This window comes from Magnetospirillum aberrantis SpK (assembly GCF_011022235.1).
Lineage (GTDB): Bacteria > Pseudomonadota > Alphaproteobacteria > Rhodospirillales > Magnetospirillaceae > Magnetospirillum > Magnetospirillum aberrantis.
In genome coordinates this window covers 39711-62412 of the sequence record NZ_JAAIYP010000037.1, presented here as the reverse complement: position 1 = coordinate 62412, position 22702 = coordinate 39711, and the positions used below count along the sequence as shown (strand labels likewise).

The window sequence follows — 22702 nt, the reverse complement described above, 5'->3', positions numbered from 1 at the left end:
CTATGGCCTCAACGCGGCGGCAGCGTGACCACCGAGCACCAGTATTCCTCTATGGAGCGCACCACCGAAATGAAGCGGTCAAGGTCCACGGGCTTGGTGATGTAGCAATTGGCGTGCAGGTCGTAGGACCTGAGGATGTCCTGCTCGGCCTGGGAGGTGGTCAGCACCACCACCGGAATGCGGCGCAGTTCCGGGTCGGCCTTCATCTCGGCCAACACCTGGCGGCCATCCTTGCGTGGCAAATTGAGGTCAAGCAGCACCAGATTGGGGCGCGGCGCGTCGTTGAAGGTTCCTTCGCGGCGCAGGTAGGTCATGGCCTCCACGCCGTCCACCACCACCTTGAGGCGGCTGGACATCCGCCCTTCCTTCAGCGCTTCCTGCGCCAGTCGGGCGTCGCCGGGATTGTCTTCGACCAACAGGATGTCGAAGGTTTCGGGGGCGGTTCGCAAGCTCACAGGGCGGCTCCTCGAGATCCCGGATAACGGGCTTATCCCAAGGACTATAATGTCGTTCAGGCTCGTTGAAAACGACCTTGCTAAGCCGAAAGCATGAGTCGTGCGTTTCCTTTGGGTTTTTGCCGCCTTCGCGCCGAAAGGCGCAAGGTCACTACCCATTTTCCACCGTGGCGCGACGCACGGCCTCCGCCAAAGTTTCTCGACATCATTACAAGAAGAAAACATGCCAAGACAAAGTCGGCCGGGTCCGCTTTGAGGGGGGATCGCGGACCCGGCCTTGTTTACCCGGAGCGTTCGGCAGAGCGTCAATGGGTATGGTTGAAGACTGACACAAAGAGCCAATGAATTCGTTGACTTCCGTCAACTCCGCTCAGACAACGTTCTTTTTAACGGTTTCTTGACATTGATCAAGCCCCCCCCGGACGTTCTGTCGAAACGGCCCATCATCAAGGACCGCCATCATGTGGGCGGCCACGGACAACCGTTCGGCGGCGACGGCCCGCGCCACCGCCTGATGCAATCCTTGATCGGCCAGCCAATGGACGGAATGGGTGGCGACCGGCTCATAGCCCCGCGCCACCTTGTGTTCGCCCTGGGCGCCGGCCTCGACACGGGCCAAGCCATGGACGATGGCGAAATCGAGGGCACGGTAATAGCACGCCTCGAAATGCAGGAAGGGAACGTCCCGCCCCGCCCCCCAGGTGCGGCCGTAAAGGGTGTCGCCGCCCAGCATGTTGAAAGCCGCGGCGACCGGCTCGCCATCATCCTCGGCCCATATCAGCACCACCTGCCCGCCCAATTCGGAAGCCGACAGCATGTCGAAAAAATCTCGGGTCAGATAGGCCGATCCCCATTTGCGATCCACCACCACCTGATGGAAACGATGAAAGGCGTCCCAATGGCGTGCCTTGACGTCGTCGCCGACCAGGGTTCGAAGCGTCAGCCCGGACGCCGCCATGGCGGCGCGTTCCTTGCGGATCTGCTTGCGTTTGCGCGACGACAGCGCCGCCAGGAAATGGTCGAAACTGTCGTACCCTTGGTTATGCCAGTGGTACTGGTGGCCCAGACGGCGCACGAAACCGTTTCGCTCGAACGGTTCCGCTGAAATGTCGCCAAGGAACGTGACATGCACCGAAGACGCCCCCAGCACCCGCGTCGCCTCGATCATGGCGGCGGGCAAGGCGTCCGCCAGCCCCGCCGGCGCCTCGGGATGCAGGCCCAGACGCGGGCCGGCCACCGGGGTAAAGGGAACCGCGCATTGCAGCTTGGGATAGTAGCGGCCGCCCGCCCTGGTATAGGCTTCGGCCCAGCCCCAGTCGAACACGTATTCGCCATAGGAATGGGTCTTGAGATACATGGGCGCACAGGCCACCACCTTGCCGTCATCTTCTGTCGCCACCATATGGCGGGGATGCCAGCCGGTTTCGGGAACGGCCGAACCGGAACGTTCCAGGGCCTCCAGGAAGGCATGGCGGACGAACGGATTGTCCGTTCCCATACAGGTGTCCCACGCCGCCTTGTCGATATCGGCCATGGCGCCGGCCAGATGGATACTGGGCATTGACCCTCCGTTTCCGCGCTCCAGGGAATGAACATGGCGCCGACCTTCGCCGATTCCAACCGTGCCACCCGGTTGCGCCGCATGAAAATCCTGGCCGGTGGCCTGTTGGCGCTGATGGTGGTTTTGTTCGTCACCGCCAGCCTGACCCAGGATCGCTGGCCCGCCTTGGCTTATGTTCGCGCCTTCGCCGAAGCCGCCATGGTCGGCGCCGTCGCCGACTGGTTCGCGGTGGTGGCGTTGTTCCGCCGCCCCTTCGGGCTGCCCATTCCCCACACCGCCATCATCCCGCGCAACAAGGACCGTATCGGCCGGGCGCTGGGCGAGTTCGTCGCCAACCACTTCCTGGCCCCCGAAGTGGTGGCGGCCAAGCTCGACTCGCTGGACGCCGCCGGCTGGCTGGCGCGCTGGCTGAACCAGGGCGACAATGCCACCCGGCTGGCGCGACGGCTGGCCGGACTGGCCCCCGCCTTGCTTGAATCGCTCGACGCCGACACCGCCGGCCCGCTGGCCCGCGCCGGCCTGCGTCAGGGGTTGGCGGCGGTGCCGGCGGCACCGTTGCTGGCGCGACTGGTGGCGGCATTGGCGACATCGGGGCACCACCAATCCCTGTTCGACCAGTTGCTGGACGCTGCCGCCGGCTTGCTGGACGGTCACGGCGAAACCATCCGCGAGCGGATGGCCGAGCGGTCGTGGAAATGGCTGCCGCGTTGGGTCGACCGCAAGCTGGCGGACAAGATGGTGGACGGATCACGCGCCGCCTTGGCCGAAATGCACGCCCCCGACCATCCCTGGCGACTGGAGGCGCAGGTCCTGGTGCTGGAATGGTGCGACCGGCTGACCCGCGACCCCGATCTGGTGGCGCGCGGCGAGTCGTTGAAGGCAGAGATGTTGAATCATCCAGAAATGGCCGCGGCTCTGGACGCCGCCTGGATCGCCGCCCGCGACCGTCTGCGCGATGCGCTTGCTTCCGACAACGCCCCGCTGGCGGCCCCCATCGAGCAATTGCTGCGCAAGGCCGGGGCCCGCCTTGCCGGCGACGAACATTTGCGGGCCGTGTTGAACCGGTGGCTGCGCCGGGCCGTGGACCGGGTCGCCGTCCCGCGCCGGGCCGACATCGGCGACTTCATCGCCGGCGTGGTCGAACGCTGGGACGGCCGCACCCTGACCCGCCGGCTGGAACTTCAGGTCGGCCCGGACCTGCAATACATCCGCATCAACGGCACCGTGGTCGGCGGTCTGGTGGGACTGGCCATCCACGGGATTTCCCGGCTTCTAGGTTAACCCTGGAAGCCCTTTGCCGCCTCGGAATCGGTAGGAATGCAACGCGGCTGGGTTCCGGCGAATTGCGCCAGGGCGGAACAGGCCTGGGACAGCTTGCCGTCCCATTGCTGCCACACCAGCGAAAACAGCTTGTCTCCGCCGCCATCCGCCATGGTCAGCAACTTGCTCGATGACGGGTCCAGGGGCTGGGCCAAACCCGCCTTCCAGGTTGCGCAGCCGCTAGCCGTCGCGCAATTGGCGGCGATGGCCATGGACAGCCGGGCATCCTTGAAATAGGCCGATCCCAAGGTGTCGAGCACCAGCACCTTGCCCACCGCGCCCGCCACCACCTGACCGGCGTCGCGCAGTTCAAGCATGTCGCCCGACGCCACCTTCAATGCCGAAGCCACCAGCGTCCGCCCGCGGTTGAGGCCGGGCGCCTCGGATTTCAACGCCAGCACCACCACCGGCAGTATCCGTTCCACCACCCGATCGACGTCGGGCGTGGGACTGGGCAACACCGCGCTCTGGGTCAACTGGGCCAATCCGTAACGCATGCCCAGTTCGCTGTTGTAAACATGGGTCAGGATGGCCGCCGCGTCGTCTTCCATGCCGTCATAGGACTTGAAGCCAAGGTTGACCGAGGGGCCGACGCGGCCGGTGACGTTGAACTGAGCGTATTTCGCCGCCAGCGCCACCAGCATGTGGCCGCGCAACAGTTTGAGTTCCGGCGTCGGCGCGCGTCCCATCCCGCAATCGAGCAGCAGTTCGATGTTGTCCAGGTCCCGGCCGACATATTCGTAATAATCCAAGGTCAGGTTGCCGTCGGCGCCGGCAACCGTGCCGTTCACCGTCTTGCCGTCACGCACCAAGGTAAACGTGGTGCCCTGGCAGTCGTGCAACGCCTGAGGATCGCGAAGCGCCAGGTCCGGGGCCATCAACACCCCGGAACAGGCGGACAGACCGAACAATGCGGACAACGCCGCCAGCAACCGCAGATAAGGTGCCATACCCGCCTCCTGACTTGCCCCGTCGTTCTTGTCCGGGCCGTTACAAGGTTGCCGCCAGTTGATCCGACAGGTCACCGGCCAGTTCGAACCCGAGGCGGCGATACGCCTCGAGCTGGGCCTCGTCGAAGAACTGGTCGGCGGTGCTCTGATGGGGAAACTCGGAATTGGCCGCTTTATAGGCGTAGATGGCTTCCGGCAGGTCCGGCCGCAGCGTCGCCTTGACGTAATAGAGATCGCAGCGGAAGCCGTCGGCATAGGTCACCGATCCCAACACCCACCCCTTGCGCGCCAACCCCAAGGTGGCGGGATAGGTGTCGCCCTTGGTCGGCACCACCTCGTCCAACCCGTCGCCGGAAAAGGTGATCGAGGCGCCGAAATCGGCGAACACCCGTTCCAGCGCGTTGCCCAGATCGGCGAATTGGAAATCCGGGTCGGCGCCGCCATCGACCACGATCATGGTCCGCACCCGGCGCCGCACCAACTCGTAAAGGGCCAGATTCTCGAAATGCCCACCATCGGACAATTGCAGGAAATCGGCGCGTTCGTCGAAGCCGCGCCCCACCAGCGACGTCTTGGCCGCCAGCACGAAATTGGGGGTGGCCGCCGTACAGCCGCGCCGCGACACCCAATAGCCCAGTTGCAGACCGAACAAGGTCATCAGCATGGACACCAGGGCGTTACGCATGGGTCCCTGGCCGGCACCGCCGCAATGGGCGTTCACCGCCGCGCCGGAAACCGCCATGGCGGTGGCCAGCGTCAACCCCTCGGGGCCGCTGCCGGCGAAATCGGCGGCCGTCGCCCATCCGATCGCGTCGCCGCCGCACAAGGCGGGGCTCAGCACGAAATTGTCGCCGCCGCGACCGCGATAAAGGGTGTCGGCGGAATCCACCAAAATCAGGTTGGTGTTGACCAGATGCAGCGGCGGCTTGTCCGCGCACATGGCGGCCAGGGGCGCCTGGTTGGCCGCTTCGGCCAAGCGCGAGCGCTTGCCGGTCATGTCCTCGGGCGACGGCATGAACGCTTCCATCAGCCGGTCGCGGTACATGCGGTGCGGCGTCACCATGTTGACGTTGGCCCGAACCGCCAGCACGCCGACCAGCAGCGCCAGCGCCCCCCACACCACCATTCCGGTGTCGCCGGCCCCCAACAGCATTTGGGCCAGCCAGTCGGCCAACAGCAACAGACCGTAAAGCCCCGCCCCCACCGACAACCACAGCGTCAGGCCCGACGTCAGCTTTTCCCCGGCCTTGCCGGCCTGGGCGTTGCGGAACTGGGCAAAGCCCTGGATGGCGCCGATCACGCTGCCCACCGCGCCCACCAATCCCGGTTCCAGCCACTCGGCGACCGCCGCCTCGGCCCACGGCAGCACGCCGACCAGGGCCAAACCGCCCGCCAGCCCCAACAACCGCCCGAACCACACCTGGAACCAGGTGCGCAGGCGATAGCGGGCGGTTTCCGCCGAGCCGCCGCCGGTTCCGATCCGTCCGGTGCCCAGCGCGAAATACCACGCGGCCAGCACCAGAACCACCGCCACCCCGACGGCCAGGACCAGCAAGGCGTCGAACAGCACTTGGGCGTCGCCGAACAACGCCCCGACCGCCCAGCGTGCCAGGGCCAGCACCACCACCACCGCCCCCAGATAGACGGTGGCGTTGACCAGCATGGTGCGCAGCACGATCCCCAACAGCGACAGCACGTTCAAGCGCTGGGTCGGGTCGAGGTAGTTGCCGCGCGAGCGCAGGTAATCGGCGAAACGCTCCAGCAATCCGGCGAAGGCCGTGCTGTCACGCGAACCGTCGGGCGGATTGTCGCGCTGGGCGGCGGCACGCACGTCGGCCTCGGCCTGTTTGCTGTGGGTGTGACGCAGCCAGGTGATGGCCGAACCGGTGTACCCGCCGCCCGACACGGTGGAGAGGTAATGCAGGCGCTCCAAGAGCTCGTTCTTTTCCAACGCCTGGGCCACCCCCAGCGCGAACGAGGCGGAACGGATGCCGCCACCGGAAAACGCCAACCCCACCAACTTGTTAGGATCGGCGCTGGCACATCCAATCCGGGCCATCTCTGCCTTGATAAGCTCTTCACGACGCCTTTGCCGCCAGATGGAATCCGCCATGGCCGCCCCCTTGAAGAAAATTCTCGCAAGGGTAGCGTAATTGAACGAGCAAATCCACCAGGACACAACCATCCATACGCATGGCAAGGCACGCCATCAACCAAGGCCAGGATCTCCCGCCTGTTGGGGTGACGGACTGCCAACCCGTGCGGGTCGGTGCCGAGGCATGCATGGCCGTATCGACGAAAGCGCCGTCATAGAATGGTTTATTCCGCCGCGTCGTTGGTGGTATGGTCCGCCCCTCTTTTTTCGAACCACGCCCCAAGACCGTCGGACCATGACCTCGGCATCCGCGCAGCCCGTCGATTTCGCCAGCCTTCCCCATGCCGAACTTGCCGACGATGGCGGCCGGGCTGTGGACGCGGCGCTTCTGGTCACCTCGGACATCGTCGGCGCGGTGGCGCAGGCGGTGGCCCAGAATTACGCGGTGATGCCCACCGGCGGCCTGACCAGCGCCATCGGTTCGTTCGACTACAAGAGGGAAACGGTGTCGGGCTTCACCGGCGTCGTCGCCATCCGCCCCAAGGGCGCGGTGAGCCCCGAACCGGCCCCCGAAGGAACCCCGCCCGAAGGGTTGGCCACCAACCAGATCATGGTCGACGCCCAGGCCGGCAAGGTCGCGGCAGGCGCCGGCCTGACCTTCACCCAGGTCAATTCCTTTCTGGCCGAACACGTCGGCCCCACCGCCCGCGTATTGGTCGATCTGACCAGCATCGGCTCGGCCTATGTGGGCGGCGTTGTCGCCACCGGTGCCATGGGCCCCATGCGCATGCGCCCCAGTTCCACGCTGGAGGCGGTGGTGCTGGCCGATGGCGGCCCGGCCCGCGTGCTGTCCGGCGAGGATTTGGACCAAGTCGAGGGGCTTCAGGGCTGGACCGGCATGGTGGCGGCGGCGGTGTTCCGCTTTTACGAGGTTCCGGCCTCGGAATTCGGCCTTGTCCTGCCGGTTCAGGGATCGGACGTGGACGCGGTGGCCGGATTGTTGTCGTACCTGGACCCGTGGACCCGGATCAGCCTGCCGGAGGCCGGCGGCCGCCTGGGCAACAACGGCACGGTGGTCAACGGTGTCGAACTGGTCAGCAAGGACTCGCTTGAAGCCTTCGTCGCGCACGCCCCAGAGCCGGCCCGCACCAAGGCGCAAGGCTTGCTGCAATCGTGCGAATATGCCGGCGCCGACCAGTTGGCCTGTATTACCGGCTGGTCGGAAGACGGCATCGACGACGTCTTGTTTTCCCTGATGGACCCAGAGACCGAAACCATCGGCGGGGTGATGATCGAATACGGCGTCGGCTTCTCCTCGGGCCAGGAAATGGAAACCTTCCGCGCCATCCGCGAGGGAGCGCCCGACATGGCCCGCACCAAGGCGCGGGTCAAGCCGCCGGGCAAGCTCAAGCCGTGGACCTCTTCCACCGACGTCAACGTGGCGGCGCCGGCCGACACCGGCACCATCGCCGAAGTGCTGGCCGCCTATGCCGATTATCGTGGCGCCATCCGGGCGTTGGGCCGCGAACTGGCGACCACCGGCATCGAGGTGGAATTGTCCGCCTATGGCCACCTTTTGCCACACGGCATCGACCCGCACCACCGCGTCACCGTCTTCGCCCCGGAAGGGGCCGAGGCGGCGCTGGCCGGGGCGCGACAGGCGGTGCTGGCGTGCAAGCGCACGCTGATCCACGATCTTTTGCACCTTACCCGCCGCAGCGAGGCCCGCATCACCGGCGGCGAGAAGGGATTGCCGTCGCTGGTCGAGATCGCCCGCGCCGGCGGCGGCGAAAACCGCTTGCCGACCGAGTTGAAGAACCGGTTGGCTCGCGCCCGTACCGCCGTGATGGCGGCGCCGGCCAATTTCACCTTCCGCGCCCCGGCCGAACTGAAAAGCGCCCCCTGAAAGCGCCGTTTCATGGCAGCTGCGCACAGCGCGCAATGCCCGCACACCGTCACCTTGGGTAGAATGGCATAAGGCACAGTCCGCTTGCGAGGGAGGCTCGTATGGCTGTCTTCATGCCCAACGCCCAACGGATGCTTCAAAACCAGCGCATCGGTTTCGCCGGATGTCGCGCCCTGATCCTTGATCCCGCTCTCGCCAACCGCCGCCTGCTGCACGACATCCTGTCCGACCTGCGTTGCGAACGGGTGGTCAGCGTCGCCATGATCGACGACGCCTGGGGCGAATTGCAAAAGGGCGGCGTCAACGTCTTCTTCCTCGACTGGTCCGGTGACATGGACGCCCCCGGCGTGTTGCGCATGCTGCGCTCACCGGGTAGCCCGGAACGCTATGTGCCGGTGGTGGTGGTGGCCTCCTATGGCGGCATCGACGAGGTGCTGCGCGCCCGCGACGCCGGAGCGACCGAGTTCATGCTGCGGCCGTTTTCCAAGCAGGTGGTGGCCAGCCGGCTTCAGGCCATCGTGCGCATGCCGCGCCCGTTCGTGGAATGCGAGAGTTTCTTCGGTCCCGACCGCCGCCGCCACCATCTGCGCTGGCCCGGAAGCGAACGGCGCCACCACCGTCAGATAGCCGACCGCCGGGCCACCCCCGACCCGACCTATTCCGGCCCGGAACGGCGTTTGGAACGCGCGCACGAGCCCCCCTTGCCGACAGCGGGCAAAGCGCCCATGTCCACCCTTGAGGGAACCGCGTGGCGGGTCGGCTGACCCACAGAGCCCCACCGTTTCCCGCGCGTCGCGGGCAAGAGCCTCCCGCCCGCGCCCGCCTCTTCCGCGTCCGGCGGCACCTTTGGCCGTCATCATGGCCGCCGGCCGGAAGAGCGCGGGACATCAAGCCTTCAGGTCAGGATGGAATAGACCATCCGGGCCGAGGTGAAGGCCAGGAACAGGGCGAAGATGCGCTTGAGCATCCTGGTGTCCAGACGGTGCGCCAGACGCGCGCCCAATGGCGCGCACAGCACAGATGTCGGCGCCACCAGCGCCAGCCCCACCAGACTGACGAAGCCCAGGCTGCCCGGCGGCAGGTTGGCGGCGTTCCACCCGCCCGCCACGAAGCCCAGCATGCCCGGCACGCCGATGACGAAACCGGTGGCGGCGGCGGTGCCCACCGCGCGGTGAACCGGCGCTCCGTACATGGTCATCAGCGGCACCGTCATGGTGCCGCCGCCGATTCCCATCATGGACGACAACGCCCCGATCACCGTGCCATAGGCGGCACGCGGCCAGCCGGTCGGCAACGTCTCGCCCAGCTTCCAATCGGGGTTGCCGAACGACATCTGCGCCGCCACCACCAACGCCACCACGGCGAACACCGCAGTCAACACCGGCCCCTTGACCGCCGCCGCCACCGCCGCGCCCATCAGCACGCCGACGACGATGAACGGGCCAAAGCCGCGCAGGAAGTCGCGATCCACCGTGCCCCGTTTGTAATGCGCCCGGGCCGATGACCAGGCGGTGGCGACGATGGTGGCAAGCGAGGTTCCCACCGCCACCTGCATGCGGATCGCCTCGTCCACGCCAAGGGTGGTGAACAGATGGAACAGCACCGGCACCACGACGATGCCGCCGCCGACGCCCAACAGCCCGGCGATGATGCCGGCGCCGGCACCGGCCACCAGCAACAACCCGGCGAAGGGAAGCAATTGCGAGATGTCATTCATGATACATGGCGGTATACGTGCTTTTCCGCGCCGGTGCTAGACTGCGCCGTCTTGAGGACCGCCATATTCGGGGTACATGGCATGGCCGACGGGCCGACACCGGAACAACAGGCCGATTATCTGGTACGCAAGCTGGAACAGACCATCCGCGACAACCGCACGGTCAAGGGCATGTCGTTCCGCACCTGGCAGGCCATCGCCCGCGAAGAGATCACCAACGCCATCCGCGCCGTGGAAAAGCGCCATGCCGACCACGACCGCTCGGTCGGACGGGGATTGGTGGTAGCCGCCGCCTCGCTGGTCAGCATCGGCTTTTGGGGAGCGGTGGTGGCGGTGGACCACGCCTATGGCGGCATCGCCGCCTTGGTCGCCCTGGTGGCCGGTGCCGCCTTGTTCTTCGTCGGCGTCGAATGGGGCTTGCGCCGCGTGGGCGGAGACTGGAGCCGGCGGCGCCGTGCCGAACGGCTGGCCCATATCGATGACCTTGATCGCCGCATCAAGCGCATGGAGGAGACCTTGCGCAAGAAGCACGACCGCCTCAAGGACCGCATGGAAGAGATGGGACCGTTATGAAGGGGCTGCGGTCGGCTTGAGAACCCGCGTTTCCATCCCCGCCCTTTGGCGGACGGTTCCCCGCCTTCTGGCTGGTGCCACCCTTTGGCCCTTGGGCGGCCATGACAGCCCCACCGGGGGCATGCTAACCTCTTCCTCAGAAAGCTCTCCGTCAGAGAGAGCCTCCTGAACGGGAGAAACGCCATGCCCCCTTGCGTTCTGGTGGTCGACGACGAACCCAACATCGTCCTGTCGTTCGAATTCCTGCTCAAACAAGTCGGCTACGAGGTGCGGGTCGCCCGCGACGGCGAACAGGCGTTGGCCGAAATCGCCCTGGCCAAGCCCGATCTGGTGCTGTTGGACGTGATGATGCCCAAACGCGACGGCTACGACGTGTGCCGCACCATCCGCGCCAGCGCCGACTGGGCCGACATGCCGGTGATCATGCTGACCGCGCGCGGATCGGATTCCGACCGCCGGATGGGCATGGACGCCGGCGCCAACGAATACATCACCAAACCGTTCTCGACCCGCGACGTGGTCGAAAAGGTCCGGCACTTCCTCGGCGTCCCCTGACCATGCCCGGCCCTTCGCCGCGTCCTGGAGCTTCGCCACGTCCCGGCCGGCGGACCGAGCGACTAGCCGCTGTTTTCCTGTTGGGGGTGGCACTGTTCCTGCCGCCGTTCCTGAACGTCGCCTCGCGCCAGGTGACGATCGGCGGCGTGCCCTCGCTGTTCGTGTGGCTGTTCGGCGGCTGGCTGGCGCTGATCGTCGTCCTCGCCCTGGTGATGGAGCGAGGCGGCACCAAGGGTGACGGGCCATGAACACCCCCTTGGTCGCCGCCATCTCGTTGGGCTACCTGTGCCTGCTGTTCGCCATCGCCTGGATCGGCGACCGCCGGGCGGAACAGGGGCGTTCACTGATCGGCAACCCGCTGACCTATGCCTTGTCCATCGCCGTCTACCACACCAGTTGGACGTTCTACGGCTCGGTCGGTCTTGCCGCTGAACAGGGGATGGGCTTCCTGCCCATCTATCTTGGCCCGACCCTGACCTTTTGTCTGGCCGGCGTGGTGCTGGTCAAGATGGTGCGCGTCAGCAAACAGCACCGCATCACCTCGATCGCCGATTTCATATCCGCCCGCTATGGCAAGTCGGCCCTGGTCGGCGGACTGGTCACGGTGATCGCCGTGATCGGCGTCATGCCCTATGTGTCGCTTCAGCTCAAGGCGGTGTCGGCCACCTTCACCGTGCTGACAAGCTGGCCCGACCGGACGGGAGCGCCGCTGCCCTGGCTGGGCGACAGCGTGGCGGTGGTCGCCGTCATCCTGGCGGTTTTCGCCATTCTGTTCGGTACCCGCCAGATCGACGCCGCCGAACGCCACGAAGGCATGGTCGCCGCCATCGCCTTCGAATCGATCGCCAAGCTGTTGGCGTTCCTGGCGGTCGGCGTGTTCGTCACCTACGGCCTTTATTCCGGTTTCGGCGACGTGTTCACCCAAGGCGCCGCCCACCCCGAGATCGCCCGCCTGTTCACCTTGTCGGGACCGGCGGCTTATGGCGACTGGGTGAGCCTGTGCGTGCTGTCCATGCTGGTGATCCTGTGCCTGCCGCGTCAATTCCAGGTCAGCGTGATCGAGAACGTGGACGAACGCCACCTGAACCGCGCCATGTGGCTGTTCCCCCTTTACATGTTCCTGATCAACCTGTTCGTGCTGCCCATCGCGGTGGCCGGCCGGCTGGCCTTCGGCGACGGCGTCGATCCCGACCTTTACGTGCTGGCCCTGCCCTTGGCCAACGGTGCCGACGCCTTGGCGGTGGTGGCGTTCCTGGGCGGATTGTCGGCGGCGGCCAGCATGGTCATCGTCGAGACCGTGGCGCTGTCCACCATGCTCTGCAACGATCTGGTGATGCCGGTTCTGTTGCGCATCCGCGGCCTGGGTCTGGCGGGCCGGGGCGACCTGACCGGATTGTTGCTGACCATCCGGCGCGGGTCCATCGTCGCCGTCATGGGCCTGGGCTACGCCTATGTGCATCTGGCCGGCGAATCGCGCGCCCTGGCCTCGATCGGTCTGGTCAGCTTTTGCGCCGCCGTCCAGTTCGCCCCCGCCCTGGTCGGCGGCGTGATGTGGAAGGGCGCCACCGCCAAGGGGGCGCTGGCCGGGTTGTCGGCCGGTTTCCTGGTGTGGCTTTACACCTTGCTGTTGCCCAGCCTGGCCAGTTCCGGGCTGATGCCGCGCGCTTTCGTCGATTCCGGCATCCTTGGCCTCGACCTGCTGCGGCCGCATGCCCTGTTCGGGCTCGAGGGCATGCGGCCGTTGACCCACGCCCTGGTGTGGAGCCTGATGGCCAATGTCGGTGCCTATGTGGCGGTGTCCCTGTGCAGCCGCGCCAGCGCGGTCGAGCACGTCCAGGCAGCGCGTTTCGTCGATGCCCTTGGCCCCTTGAACGAAAACGAGCCCCGGCTGTGGCGCGGCACGGCGGCGGTCGAGGATCTGTCGACCCTGGTGGTGCGTTTCGTCGGGCGCAAACGGGCCATGGCCGCTTTTTCCCACTGGGCGGCAGGGCGCGGCCTGGACCTGGGCCGGATCGAACGCGCGCCGCCCGATCTGGTGGAATTGGCCGAACGCTTGCTGGCGGGCGCCATCGGTACCGCCTCGGCCCGTGTCATGGTGGACAGCGTCGCCCAGGGCGACGACATCAGCCTGGACGAGGTCATGGACATCCTGGACGAGGCCAGCCAGATCCTGGCCTATTCCCAGAAACTGGAAAGCGCCACCAGCGAATTACGCGCCGCCAACGACCGGCTTCAGGAACTGGACCGGATGAAGGACGACTTCCTGGCGACGGTGACACACGAATTGCGCACGCCGTTGACCTCGATCCGCTCGTTCTCGGAAATCCTGTTCGACAATCCCGGCCTCGCGGAAAGCCAGCGCCAGGACTTCCTGGAAATCATCATCAAGGAAAGCGAACGCCTGACCCGGCTGATCAATCAGGTGCTGGACATGGCCAAGATGGATTCCGGGCGCATGACCTGGACCTGGCAGGAAACCGACCCGTCGGAAATCGTCGGCCAAGCCATCGCCGCCACCTACGCCTTGTTTGAGGACCGTGGCGTAACGCTGTCGCAATCCCTGGCGCCTGTGCCGCCGCTTTTCACCGATCGCGACAAGCTGACCCAGGTGGTGGTCAACCTGTTGTCCAACGCCGTCAAGTTCGCCCCCCCCGACACCGGCCGGGTCTCGGTACGGCTGGAGCCCGATTTCGGCGGCCTGCGGCTGGTGGTGGCCGACAACGGTCCCGGTATCCCGCCACAGGCCCGTGACAAGGTTTTCGACAAGTTCCATCAGGTCGGCGACACCATGACCGCCAAACCGCAAGGCACCGGCCTGGGCCTGACCATCTCGAAATCCATCGTCGAACATCTGGGCGGAAGGATCTGGGTCGAGGGAGAGGAAGGACAGGGCGCGGTGTTCATGGTGTTCCTGCCGCGCCTGGAAACGCCGCCCGAGGGTTGTGGCACGCCCCCCAATGGGGCATAACCGTCCTTCCTGTCCCTTGATCACGGAGCCCGGTCCATGCCGTTCGCTGGCCGCTTGCTTGCCGTCGCCTTCTGCCTGACGTCCGCCGCCGCATATGGCGCCGACCCGGCGCCGCCTCCGTCCCAGGACCCGCTGACCACGCCGTCGTCGCCGCTGTACCAGCCCAGTCCCGGCATCCGCGCCCAGGTGCGCGAGGTGATCGCCGAGACGCCGCCCACCACGGTTCAGCCGGCGCCATTGCCAGAACTAACCCCCAACATCCCGGTGCCGCGCGGTCTGGTGGCGGTGGCCCAGCGCGAGTTGACCGCGCTGGGATACGATCCCGGCCCCATCGATGGCCGCATGGGTCCCATGACCCGCAAGGCGCTGACCGCGTTCCAGACCGACAAGGGATTGCCCGCCGACGGCCAGTTGACCTTCGCCTTGCTCGACAAGCTGATGGTGCGTGCGGTTCCCAAGATCACCCCGCCGCCGACCCCGGTCCCGCCACCGCCGCCGCCGGTCAGGCAATGGACCTTCCGCGCCGTGCAGGGCAAAAGCGTGCATGGCGCCGCCGGCGACCTGTTGGGCAAGATCGCCGATTTCGTGCTGGCCGCCGACGGCCAGAGCGTGGCCGCCATGGTGATCAAGACCACCAACGGCTACGGCACCCATTGCGGCCGTGCCCTGGTCCCGTTCGACATGGTGGGCCATGCCGTCACCCGCGCCTCGGTCATCCTGCCGTTGCCCGCCGGCAAGGCCCTGGCCCTGCGCGACAAAGCGCAGAAGATCGAGTTGAAGGACGGCGAGAAACTGCTGAGCACGGTTCTCGACGACGAAGACACCGACGCCACCGCCGACACAGACGGCCACGTGGTGGCGCTGCCTGCGGCAAAGTGACGCTACGCCCTTGACTCGGGCCGCACGCCACGCCTATAAGCACCGCTTCATTCTCGAGAATGTGGGTGACGTGTGTGTTCACCACGCCTCCGGCTTGCCGGGCAGGGACTATCGGGACAAACCCCAACCGGTAACAGCCGGGACTGTTTAAGGACGTAACATGACCAAGCGCGTCGAAGCGAAATTCAAGATCAACCGCCGTCTGGGCGTGAACCTGTGGGGCCGTGGCAAGAGCCCGCTGGCTCGCGGCAAGGAGAACCCTCCCGGCCAGCACGGCGCCCGCCGCAAGAAGCCGTCGGATTTCGGCACCCAGTTGATGGCCAAGCAGAAGCTGAAGGGCTATTACGGCAACATCTCGGAAAAGCAGTTCCGCAAGCTCTATGACGAGGCCGTGCGCCGCCGTGGCGACACCTCCGAGAACCTGATCGAGCTGCTCGAGCGCCGCCTTGACGCGGTCGTCTACCGCATGAAGTTCGCGGTGTCGCCGTTCCAGTCGCGCCAGATCATCAACCATGGCCACATCATGGTGAACGGCAAGCGCGTCAACATTCCGTCCTATCAGGTCAAGGACGGCGACCTGATCCAGGTGAAGACCAAGTCCAAGGACCTGGCCATCGTCGTGGAAGCCGCCAACTCGACCGAGCGCGACATCCCCGAATACGTCGAAGTCGACCTCAAGGACATGAAGGGCAAGTTCATCCGCGCCCCCAAGCTGGCCGACGTGCCGTATCCGGTGCAGATGGAACCGAACCTGGTCATCGAATTCTACTCGCGCTAATCAGCGCGGGAGTTCCGACCCGAAACGCCCCGGCCAGACGGCCGGGGCGTTTTGCGTTCATGGCTACAACAGCCGCAGCAAGGTGAAGTGGAAGGTGGCGCCGACACCGTCTTCGTGAGGTTCCGCCCAGATACGGCCGCCATGGCGTTCGACGATACGTTTGCAGATGGACAGCCCCAGGCCGCTTCCCGGCATCTCGCTGCCATGCAGGCGCTGGAACACCATGAAAATACGGTCCACCTCGCCCACAGGCAGCGACAGGCCGTTGTCGGTGACACGGAAATGCCAGCCGCTCTCGACCTCGGTGCCTACCACCTGAACGGAAGGCGGGCGGGCGGGATGGCGATAGCGGATCGCGTTGTCCAACAGATTGGAAAACAGACGGTACAAGGCCTCGGGATCGGCTACCACCAGCGGCATGCCTTGGGCGACGACCGACGCCCCGCTTTCGGCGATGGCCGGGGCCAATTGCGCCAACACCAACTCCAGAACGGCGGCACTGTCGCATGTCCCCCGCCGAAGGGGGGAACGGCCGGCGGCGCCATAGGCCAGCAAATCCTCGGTCAGGCCATGCATGCGCTGCGCGCCGTCGGACACGAAGGTCAGGAAATCGTCGGCTTCGGCATCCAGTTGGCCGGCATAGCGCCGCGCCAAAAGCTGGGCATAGGCGTTGACCATGCGCAACGGTTCGTGCAGATCGTGAGACACCGCCTGAACCAGCAGATCCATTTCGGCATTGACCCGCGCCAATTCGGTCGTGGCGTGATGCAGCATGCCCAACACCACCTGAACGTCCGGCGCGTCCACACCCCGGTCATTCACATCCCTTGAGGGCATCATTGGCAACACCGTACCGTTATTTTCCATTCGTGCCATCCGCGCGAAAGGAGAGCACAACGTCAAGTATTGCCGGTACATCTTTAATGTCAAACCGGCAACACGCCAAGGCAGCCATGCGCCGGAAGCGGGCAATTCCCGCTAAACGGGTCGGGTGCCATGAAAGTCAGTCCGGTTCCAGCGTCCCCCGCGCCAGCGTCAACGGCACCACCCCCGCCGCCACCGGCCGGTCCCGGTCGTCGGGGCGATCCACTGGCGGCCCCGAACGGGCTTTCAACGAGGCCTCGGCGACAGGCAGGGCGAAAACCGCGGTGACCGCCACCTCTTTCGGCTCCGGCGGACGCACCTGCGATGCGCGGCCAGGAACCACATGATCGACCAGAGCGGTCAACACCTGGGTTTTCTCGGCCTCGTCCGTCACCTCGTGGGCGACCCCGAACAGCATCACGGAACGGTAGTTCATGGAATGATGCATGGCCGAACGGGCCAGCACCAAGCCGTCCAACACCGTGGCGGTGACACACAATTCCGCCCCCGCCGCCATGGCCTGGGCCAAGCGGCTGCCCCTTGCCAGATGAAAATACAGGTGCCCCCCCACCCGCCAGGCGTTCAACGGCAACACCAGCGGCTGGCCGTCCTGCACCAGCCCCACATGAACCACCAAGGTTTCGTCCAGCACGGCGGCGATGGCTTCAAGGTCATGGCTGACCCGGTCGGCCTTGCGGCGGGGCGTGGTCCGCGGTGTGCGGGGAAGCTGGGGCATGGTGGAACTCCGTGGTTGCGCCGCATGGTGCCGTCAAACAGCGCCAAACCAAACGAAAAAAGCCGCCTTCCAAGATGGAAGACGGCTTCTTGAGGAAGGCGAAGCCGGCCTCAGGCGGCGGTGGCGACACCCTTTTGGTCGAACAGCGCCTTGAGTTCGCCGTTGCCGGCCATCTCGCGCACGATGTCGCAGCCGCCGATGAACTCGCCCTTGACGTAGAGCTGCGGCAGGGTCGGCCAGCTGCTGAACTGCTTGATGCCTTCGCGCAAGCTGGGATCGACCAGGATGTCGACGCCCTTGAACTTGACGCCGAACTCGGTCAGCACCTGCACCACGGCGGCGGAAAAACCGCATTGCGGGAACATGGGGGTTCCCTTCATGTAGAGAACGACGTCGTTTTCGGTCAGGTCTTGCTTGATGCGTTCGAAGACGGGGTTGGTCATGGCTCGGCCTTGTGAAAGGGAGGGATTTAGAATGACTTCAATCTAAGCCGCGTTTGTGGGCAGTGCAACATTCCTTGCCTGCCTCAGATGGGAACGGCCTTGAGCCCGGTCAATCCTTGGCCCAATCGGGCATGGTCTCGGGCGTCGCGGTCTGAAGCGCCAGGGCGTGCAACTCGCCGCCCATCTTGCCTTGCAGCGCGCCATAAACCATCTGATGCTGCTGCACCCGGCTTTTCCCCTGAAAGGCCGTGGACACCACCAGGGCGGAATAATGGTCACCGTCACCGCGCAGATCCTCGATGACGATGCGGGCATCGGGGAAAGCTTCGCGAATCATGCGTTCGATGTCACCGGCTTCCATGGGCATGGGCGAAACTCCTGTCGCTGTGAGTGAGGCGGGCGCCGTATTGTGCCCGCTTGCCGCGACAAACGAAAGCCGCATCGGCGAGTGGCGCGGAACATGGCCGTCACCCCGGCCGTCGTCCCGTTGACGGCCACGCATACAGCGCCACGCCCGCCCAGATAGCGGTGAAGGTGACGGCGTGGGCGGTGGTGAAGACCTCGCCCAAGGCGAACACCGCCACCAGCATCTGGACGGTGGGGTTCATGTACATCATCAGGCCGATGGCCGAGAGGCTCAGCCTTCGGGCGCCAAAGGCGAACAGCGCCAGCGGCACCGCCGTCACCGGCCCGGCCAGCGCCAGCAAGGCCAGGGTGCCGCCGCCCATGCCGGGCGCCGCGCCGCCCTTGACCGCCACCAGATAGATCAGGGCAAGCGGCACCAGCCACGCGGTTTCCACCAGCAACCCGGCCAGGGCCGGCACGGCGATGGTCTTGCGCAGCAAGCCGTAGACACCAAAGCTGACCGCCAGGATCAAGGCCACCCACGGCACGCCCGAGCCGTGCGACACCTGCCAGCCGACACCCAGGGCCACCAAGGCCACCGCCCCCCATTGCCGGTTGCTCAGCCGTTCACCCAGCAACAGCCGCCCCAGCAGCACCGACACCAAGGGATAGATGTAATAGCCCAGCGATGCTTCGAGCGCCCGGCCACGGGCCACCGCCCACACGAACACCCCCCAGTTGATGGCGATGGCCAGCGCCGACGCCCCCAGCCGCAACAAGCGGGCGCGATCGGACAAGAGCGGCCGCAACTCGCCCCAGCCGCCAAGCGCCGCCAGCAAGATGGCGGCGAAAACCGCCCCACCCAGCACCCGATGGGCCAGCACCTCGGGGGCGGGGATCTCGCCCAGCGCCTTGAAATAAAGGCCAAACAATCCCCAACACAAGAAGGCACCAAAAGCCGCAAGGGCACCGGCACGGGCGGTATGATGTTTCAGTTGGGCATTCCTTGATCAGCGCGGAAGGATGGCGAACGTGACGTCCTTTCCTTCATACGCGGTCGACCACGCCAATTCGGTGGTCACACAGGCCATGCGCATGGTCTTCAATTCCTGGACCCCCATGCGGACCCCAGGAATCAAGCGGTAACCGGGCGCCGGGTCAAGCGCGATGGTCACCGGTTGCGCCTTTTCCGCGGCTGGCGGCGTGATGGTCACCGCCGACATGCCGGGATATTCGCGCCGCGCCTGTTCCCACAGCGATGCCGGCCCACGATAGACATAGGACATGCAAACGCTCAGACGGTCACCATCAGGGCGCACGCGAAACGCGTTGTCCACCTGGAACTGGGTTCCGCGAATGGCCATCAGCGAGGACAGGATGCGTAGCTTGCCATCCATCATCACCTCGCCGCTCACCGGATAGGTTTTGACCACAGGCCGGTTAGCGCAAGCCGACACGCTTAGGACAAGAGCCAAGGGCAATAAAACGGCGATGACGCGCATGGATATCACCACTATCTGGACTTTATCGCCGCATCACTACCACGAAAAGCATCAAGCAAAAAGGGGCCGCCCGACACCGGACGGCCCCCTTGAAACGCGCGGACAGCCGAGGATCAGTGACCCGACATCTCGGCGCCCATGAAGGCGGGAAGCCAGCCCTCGTTGGCAGCCTTCAACTCGTCCACGGCGACGGCACGGCCGCCGACGCTGATGACGTGGCCGCCGGTCTTGCCGATGACGCGGGCGCCGACCTCGCGTTCCTTGGCCGCTTCCAGAACCGCCACCAATTCGTCGTCCGAGACTTCGAGCACGTAGCGGCCCTGATCCTCGCCGAAGCACCAGGCATGCAGCGGCAGCGTGCTGGGAGCTTCCAGCGCGGCGCCGATGCGGCTGGCCGAGGCCATGGACATCTCTGCCACCGCCACCAGCAACCCACCGTCGGAAACGTCGTGGCAGGCCAGGACCTGACCATCGTGGATCAATTGGCGCACCAGTTCGCCCTTGCGCCGTTCGCGGTGCAGCGCCACCGGCGGCGGAGCTCCCTCCTCGCGGCCGCAGATTTCGCGCAGGTACAAGGACGCACCCAGCCAGCCCTTGGTCTCGCCCAACAGCACGATATTGCTGCCGGTCTTCTTGAAGGCCACGGTCATGTGCTTGCTGACGTCGTCCAACAGGCCGACGGCGCCGATGGCCGGGGTCGGCTGGATGGCCGTGCCCTGGGTCTCGTTGTAAAGCGACACGTTGCCCGACACGACCGGAAAGTCCAGGTCGCGGCAAGCCTCGCCCATGCCTTTGATGGCCTCGACGATCTGGCCCATGATCTCGGGCTTTTCCGGGTTGCCGAAATTCAGGTTGTCGGTGACCGCCAACGGCACGGCGCCGGTGGCCGACAGGTTGCGATAGGCCTCGGCCACCGCCTGACGGCCGCCTTCGTGCGGGTCGGCCTGACAGTAACGGGGCGTGCAGTCGGTGGTGATGGCCACCGCCTTGTTGCTGCCGTGGATGCGCACCACCGCCGCGTCGCCGCCGGGGCGCTGGACGGTGTCGCCCATCACCATGTGGTCGTATTGCTGGTAGATCCAGCGCTTGGACGCCAGATCGGGACAGGCCAGCATCGTCTTCAACGCCTCGACCGGGCACACGGCCTCGATGGTCTTGGCGTCGACCACCGGCTGCTTGGCCGGGCTGACCCACGGCCGGTCGTATTCCGGCGAAGCCTGGGCCAACGGATCGATGGGCAGATCGGCGACGATCTCGCCATGGCGCTTGAGCACCATGCGGCCGGTGTCGGTCAGCGTGCCGATCACCGCGAAATCCAGTTCCCACTTGTCCATGATCGCCTTGGCAACATCTTCCTTGCCGGGCTTCAGGATCATCAGCATGCGTTCCTGGGATTCGGACAGCATGATTTCGTAAGCGCTCATGCCCTGTTCGCGCATGGGCACGGCATCCAGGTCCAATTCGACGCCCAGGCCGCCCTTGGACGCCATCTCGAACGACGACGAGGTCAGGCCGGCGGCGCCCATATCCTGAATGGCGACGATGACGTCGGTAGCCATCAGCTCAAGGCAGGCTTCGATCAGCAGCTTTTCGGTGAAGGGGTCGCCGACCTGGACGGTGGGACGCTTCTCCTCGGACTTCTCGTCGAATTCGGCCGAGGCCATGGTGGCGCCGTGGATGCCGTCGCGGCCGGTCTTGGAGCCGAAATAGACCACCGGGTTGCCGATTCCGGCAGCGGCCGAATAGAAGATGTTGTCCTTGCGCGCCAGACCGACGGTCATGGCGTTGACCAGGATGTTGCCGTTGTAGCTGCTGTGGAAATTGGTCTCGCCGCCCACGGTGGGGACACCGACGCAATTGCCGTAGCCGCCGATGCCGGCCACCACGCCCGCCACCAGATGACGGGTCTTGGGGTGGCTGGGATCGCCGAAGCGGAGCGCGTTCATGTTGGCGATGGGCCGCGCGCCCATGGTGAACACGTCACGCAGGATGCCGCCGACGCCGGTCGCCGCGCCTTGGTAGGGCTCGATGAAGCTGGGGTGGTTGTGGCTTTCCATCTTGAAGACCACGGCGTCGCCGTCGCCGATATCGATGATACCGGCGTTCTCGCCCGGACCGCAGATCACCCACGGCGCCTTGGTCGGCAGGGTCTTCAGCCACTTCTTGGAGGATTTGTACGAGCAATGCTCGGACCACATGACCGAGAAGATTCCCAACTCGGTCAAATTGGGCTCGCGGCCCATGATCTCGAGGATCAGCTTGTACTCATCCGGCTTGATGCCGTGTTGGGCGATGACGTCAGGGGTAATCTGGCTCACGACAGCGCCTCCACCAGCGAATCGAACATCAGCTTGCCGTCGGACCCGCCCAGCAGATCCTCGGCCAGACGCTCGGGGTGCGGCATCAGGCCCAGCACGTTGAACTTGGAATTGTAGACGCCGGCCACGTTGCCCAACGATCCGTTGGGATTGAACTCGGGCGCCACCCGGCCGTTCTTGTCGCAATAGCGAAAGGCGATCTGACCGTTGTCTTCCATCTCGCGGAAGGTATGCGGCTCGACGAAGTAGTTGCCTTCGGCGTGGGCGATGGGATAGCGCACCACGTCGCCCGAGCGGTAATAGCGGCAGAAGTCGGTGCGGTCGTTCTCGACCCGCAGATAGACATCCTTGCAGATGAATTTCAGTTGGGCATTACGCATCAGCACGCCGGGCAGCAGCCCCGCCTCGGTGATGATCTGGAAGCCGTTGCAGATGCCAAGAACGCGGGCGCCCTGGTCGGCGCGGGCCTTGACCTCGCGCATGATCGGCGAATGGGCGGCCATGGCGCCGCAACGCAGGTAGTCGCCATAGGAAAAGCCGCCGGGAACGACGATCAGGTCGACGGCGGGAAGTTCGGTGTCGCGGTGCCAAACCATATACGGCTTGGCCCCCAGGCTGGCCTCAAGCGCCACGGCGACGTCGCGGTCGCAGTTGGAGCCGGGAAAAACGATGACGGCGGCTTTCACGGGCGATCCCTGAGAGAATTGGGTCGGAAACCGTCTTCTTAATACGGAACC

At 65.6% G+C, this 22702-nt stretch carries 22 protein-coding genes; 9 read left to right on the top strand and 13 right to left on the bottom strand.

All coding sequences use genetic code 11. From position 1 onward, the window contains the following. Window positions 1–8: 8 nt before the first annotated feature. Together G4223_RS10140 and G4223_RS10135 are read right to left on the bottom strand one after the other, a co-directional pair. Complete coding sequence (locus tag G4223_RS10140) at window positions 9–455, bottom strand: response regulator (protein ID WP_163678781.1); 447 nt, start codon at window positions 453–455, stop codon at window positions 9–11. Between the two features lie 370 nt (window positions 456–825). Then, window positions 826–2016, bottom strand: a complete 1191-nt coding sequence (locus G4223_RS10135; RefSeq protein WP_163678779.1) for a GNAT family N-acetyltransferase — start codon at window positions 2014–2016, stop codon at window positions 826–828. Window positions 2017–2049: 33 nt separating this feature from the next. On the opposite strand from G4223_RS10135, the gene G4223_RS10130 reads away from it, so the two are divergent. Next, on the top strand, window positions 2050–3297 hold the full coding sequence (locus tag G4223_RS10130; RefSeq protein ID WP_163678778.1) for a DUF445 domain-containing protein: 1248 nt from the start codon (window positions 2050–2052) through the stop codon (window positions 3295–3297). Here the strand turns inward: G4223_RS10130 and G4223_RS10125 are convergent. Together G4223_RS10125 and G4223_RS10120 are read right to left on the bottom strand one after the other, a co-directional pair. Then, window positions 3294–4286, bottom strand: coding sequence for a hypothetical protein (locus tag G4223_RS10125; RefSeq protein ID WP_163678776.1), 993 nt, complete (start codon window positions 4284–4286; stop codon window positions 3294–3296). The two genes, G4223_RS10130 and G4223_RS10125, sit on opposite strands and share 4 nt — an antisense overlap. Before the next feature lie 40 nt (window positions 4287–4326). After that, window positions 4327–6399 carry a patatin-like phospholipase domain-containing protein gene (locus tag G4223_RS10120; protein WP_163678774.1) on the bottom strand — a complete coding sequence of 691 codons (2073 nt, stop codon included), beginning with the start codon at window positions 6397–6399 and terminating at the stop codon, window positions 4327–4329. A gap of 277 nt (window positions 6400–6676) precedes the next feature. Here G4223_RS10120 and G4223_RS10115 point away from each other — a divergent pair, with 277 nt between their 5' ends. After that, window positions 6677–8287 (top strand): FAD-dependent oxidoreductase, encoded by a 1611-nt coding sequence (locus G4223_RS10115; protein WP_163678772.1) that lies wholly within the window; start codon window positions 6677–6679, stop codon window positions 8285–8287. Window positions 8288–8388: 101 nt separating this feature from the next. Then, window positions 8389–9051, top strand: a complete 663-nt coding sequence (locus G4223_RS10110) for a response regulator (protein ID WP_163678770.1) — start codon at window positions 8389–8391, stop codon at window positions 9049–9051. A 131-nt stretch (window positions 9052–9182) separates the two neighbouring features. Here the strand turns inward: G4223_RS10110 and G4223_RS10105 are convergent, their stop codons facing one another. Then, window positions 9183–10004 carry a sulfite exporter TauE/SafE family protein gene (locus tag G4223_RS10105; protein WP_163678768.1) on the bottom strand — a complete coding sequence of 274 codons (822 nt, stop codon included), beginning with the start codon at window positions 10002–10004 and terminating at the stop codon, window positions 9183–9185. A gap of 81 nt (window positions 10005–10085) precedes the next feature. Here G4223_RS10105 and G4223_RS10100 point away from each other — a divergent pair, with 81 nt between their 5' ends. From G4223_RS10100 to rpsD, 6 genes are all read left to right on the top strand, one after another. Then, window positions 10086–10577, top strand: coding sequence for a hypothetical protein (locus G4223_RS10100; RefSeq protein ID WP_163678764.1), 492 nt, complete (start codon window positions 10086–10088; stop codon window positions 10575–10577). Window positions 10578–10760: 183 nt separating this feature from the next. After that, a complete protein-coding gene (locus G4223_RS10095; RefSeq protein ID WP_163678762.1) occupies window positions 10761–11132 on the top strand; it encodes a response regulator transcription factor in 372 nt (123 codons plus the stop codon). A gap of 2 nt (window positions 11133–11134) precedes the next feature. Further along, complete coding sequence (locus G4223_RS10090; protein WP_163678759.1) at window positions 11135–11380, top strand: hypothetical protein; 246 nt, start codon at window positions 11135–11137, stop codon at window positions 11378–11380. Next, on the top strand, window positions 11377–14100 hold the full coding sequence (locus tag G4223_RS10085; RefSeq protein WP_163678756.1) for a sensor histidine kinase: 2724 nt from the start codon (window positions 11377–11379) through the stop codon (window positions 14098–14100). The genes G4223_RS10090 and G4223_RS10085 overlap by 4 nt, the downstream gene beginning before the upstream one ends. A 36-nt stretch (window positions 14101–14136) precedes the next feature. Further along, window positions 14137–14979, top strand: coding sequence for a peptidoglycan-binding domain-containing protein (locus G4223_RS10080; RefSeq protein WP_163678753.1), 843 nt, complete (start codon window positions 14137–14139; stop codon window positions 14977–14979). A 160-nt stretch (window positions 14980–15139) separates the two neighbouring features. After that, window positions 15140–15757: a 30S ribosomal protein S4 gene (gene rpsD / locus G4223_RS10075; protein ID WP_163678750.1), complete on the top strand. Its 618-nt coding sequence runs from the start codon at window positions 15140–15142 to the stop codon at window positions 15755–15757. 63 nt (window positions 15758–15820) lie between these two features. Here the strand turns inward: rpsD and G4223_RS10070 are convergent, their stop codons facing one another. From G4223_RS10070 to purQ, 8 genes are all read right to left on the bottom strand, one after another. Continuing rightward, entirely contained in the window at window positions 15821–16564 is a 744-nt protein-coding gene (locus G4223_RS10070) for an ATP-binding protein (protein WP_163678747.1), read from the bottom strand. A 196-nt stretch (window positions 16565–16760) separates the two neighbouring features. Then, a complete protein-coding gene (locus tag G4223_RS10065) occupies window positions 16761–17357 on the bottom strand; it encodes a pyridoxamine 5'-phosphate oxidase family protein (protein ID WP_163678744.1) in 597 nt (198 codons plus the stop codon). 110 nt (window positions 17358–17467) lie between these two features. After that, window positions 17468–17800 (bottom strand): Grx4 family monothiol glutaredoxin, encoded by a 333-nt coding sequence (gene grxD, locus G4223_RS10060; RefSeq protein WP_163678742.1) that lies wholly within the window; start codon window positions 17798–17800, stop codon window positions 17468–17470. A 109-nt stretch (window positions 17801–17909) separates the two neighbouring features. After that, window positions 17910–18167, bottom strand: coding sequence for a BolA family protein (locus G4223_RS10055; protein WP_163678738.1), 258 nt, complete (start codon window positions 18165–18167; stop codon window positions 17910–17912). Window positions 18168–18267: 100 nt separating this feature from the next. Then, window positions 18268–19140 (bottom strand): EamA family transporter RarD, encoded by an 873-nt coding sequence (gene rarD / locus G4223_RS10050; protein ID WP_163679234.1) that lies wholly within the window; start codon window positions 19138–19140, stop codon window positions 18268–18270. 15 nt (window positions 19141–19155) lie between these two features. Next, complete coding sequence (locus tag G4223_RS10045; RefSeq protein ID WP_163678736.1) at window positions 19156–19647, bottom strand: hypothetical protein; 492 nt, start codon at window positions 19645–19647, stop codon at window positions 19156–19158. Between the two features lie 113 nt (window positions 19648–19760). Beyond that, window positions 19761–21965 carry a phosphoribosylformylglycinamidine synthase subunit PurL gene (purL, locus tag G4223_RS10040; protein WP_163678733.1) on the bottom strand — a complete coding sequence of 735 codons (2205 nt, stop codon included), beginning with the start codon at window positions 21963–21965 and terminating at the stop codon, window positions 19761–19763. Continuing rightward, entirely contained in the window at window positions 21962–22651 is a 690-nt protein-coding gene (gene purQ / locus G4223_RS10035) for a phosphoribosylformylglycinamidine synthase subunit PurQ (RefSeq protein ID WP_163678729.1), read from the bottom strand. The genes purL and purQ overlap by 4 nt, the downstream gene beginning before the upstream one ends. Window positions 22652–22702 lie beyond the last annotated feature (51 nt).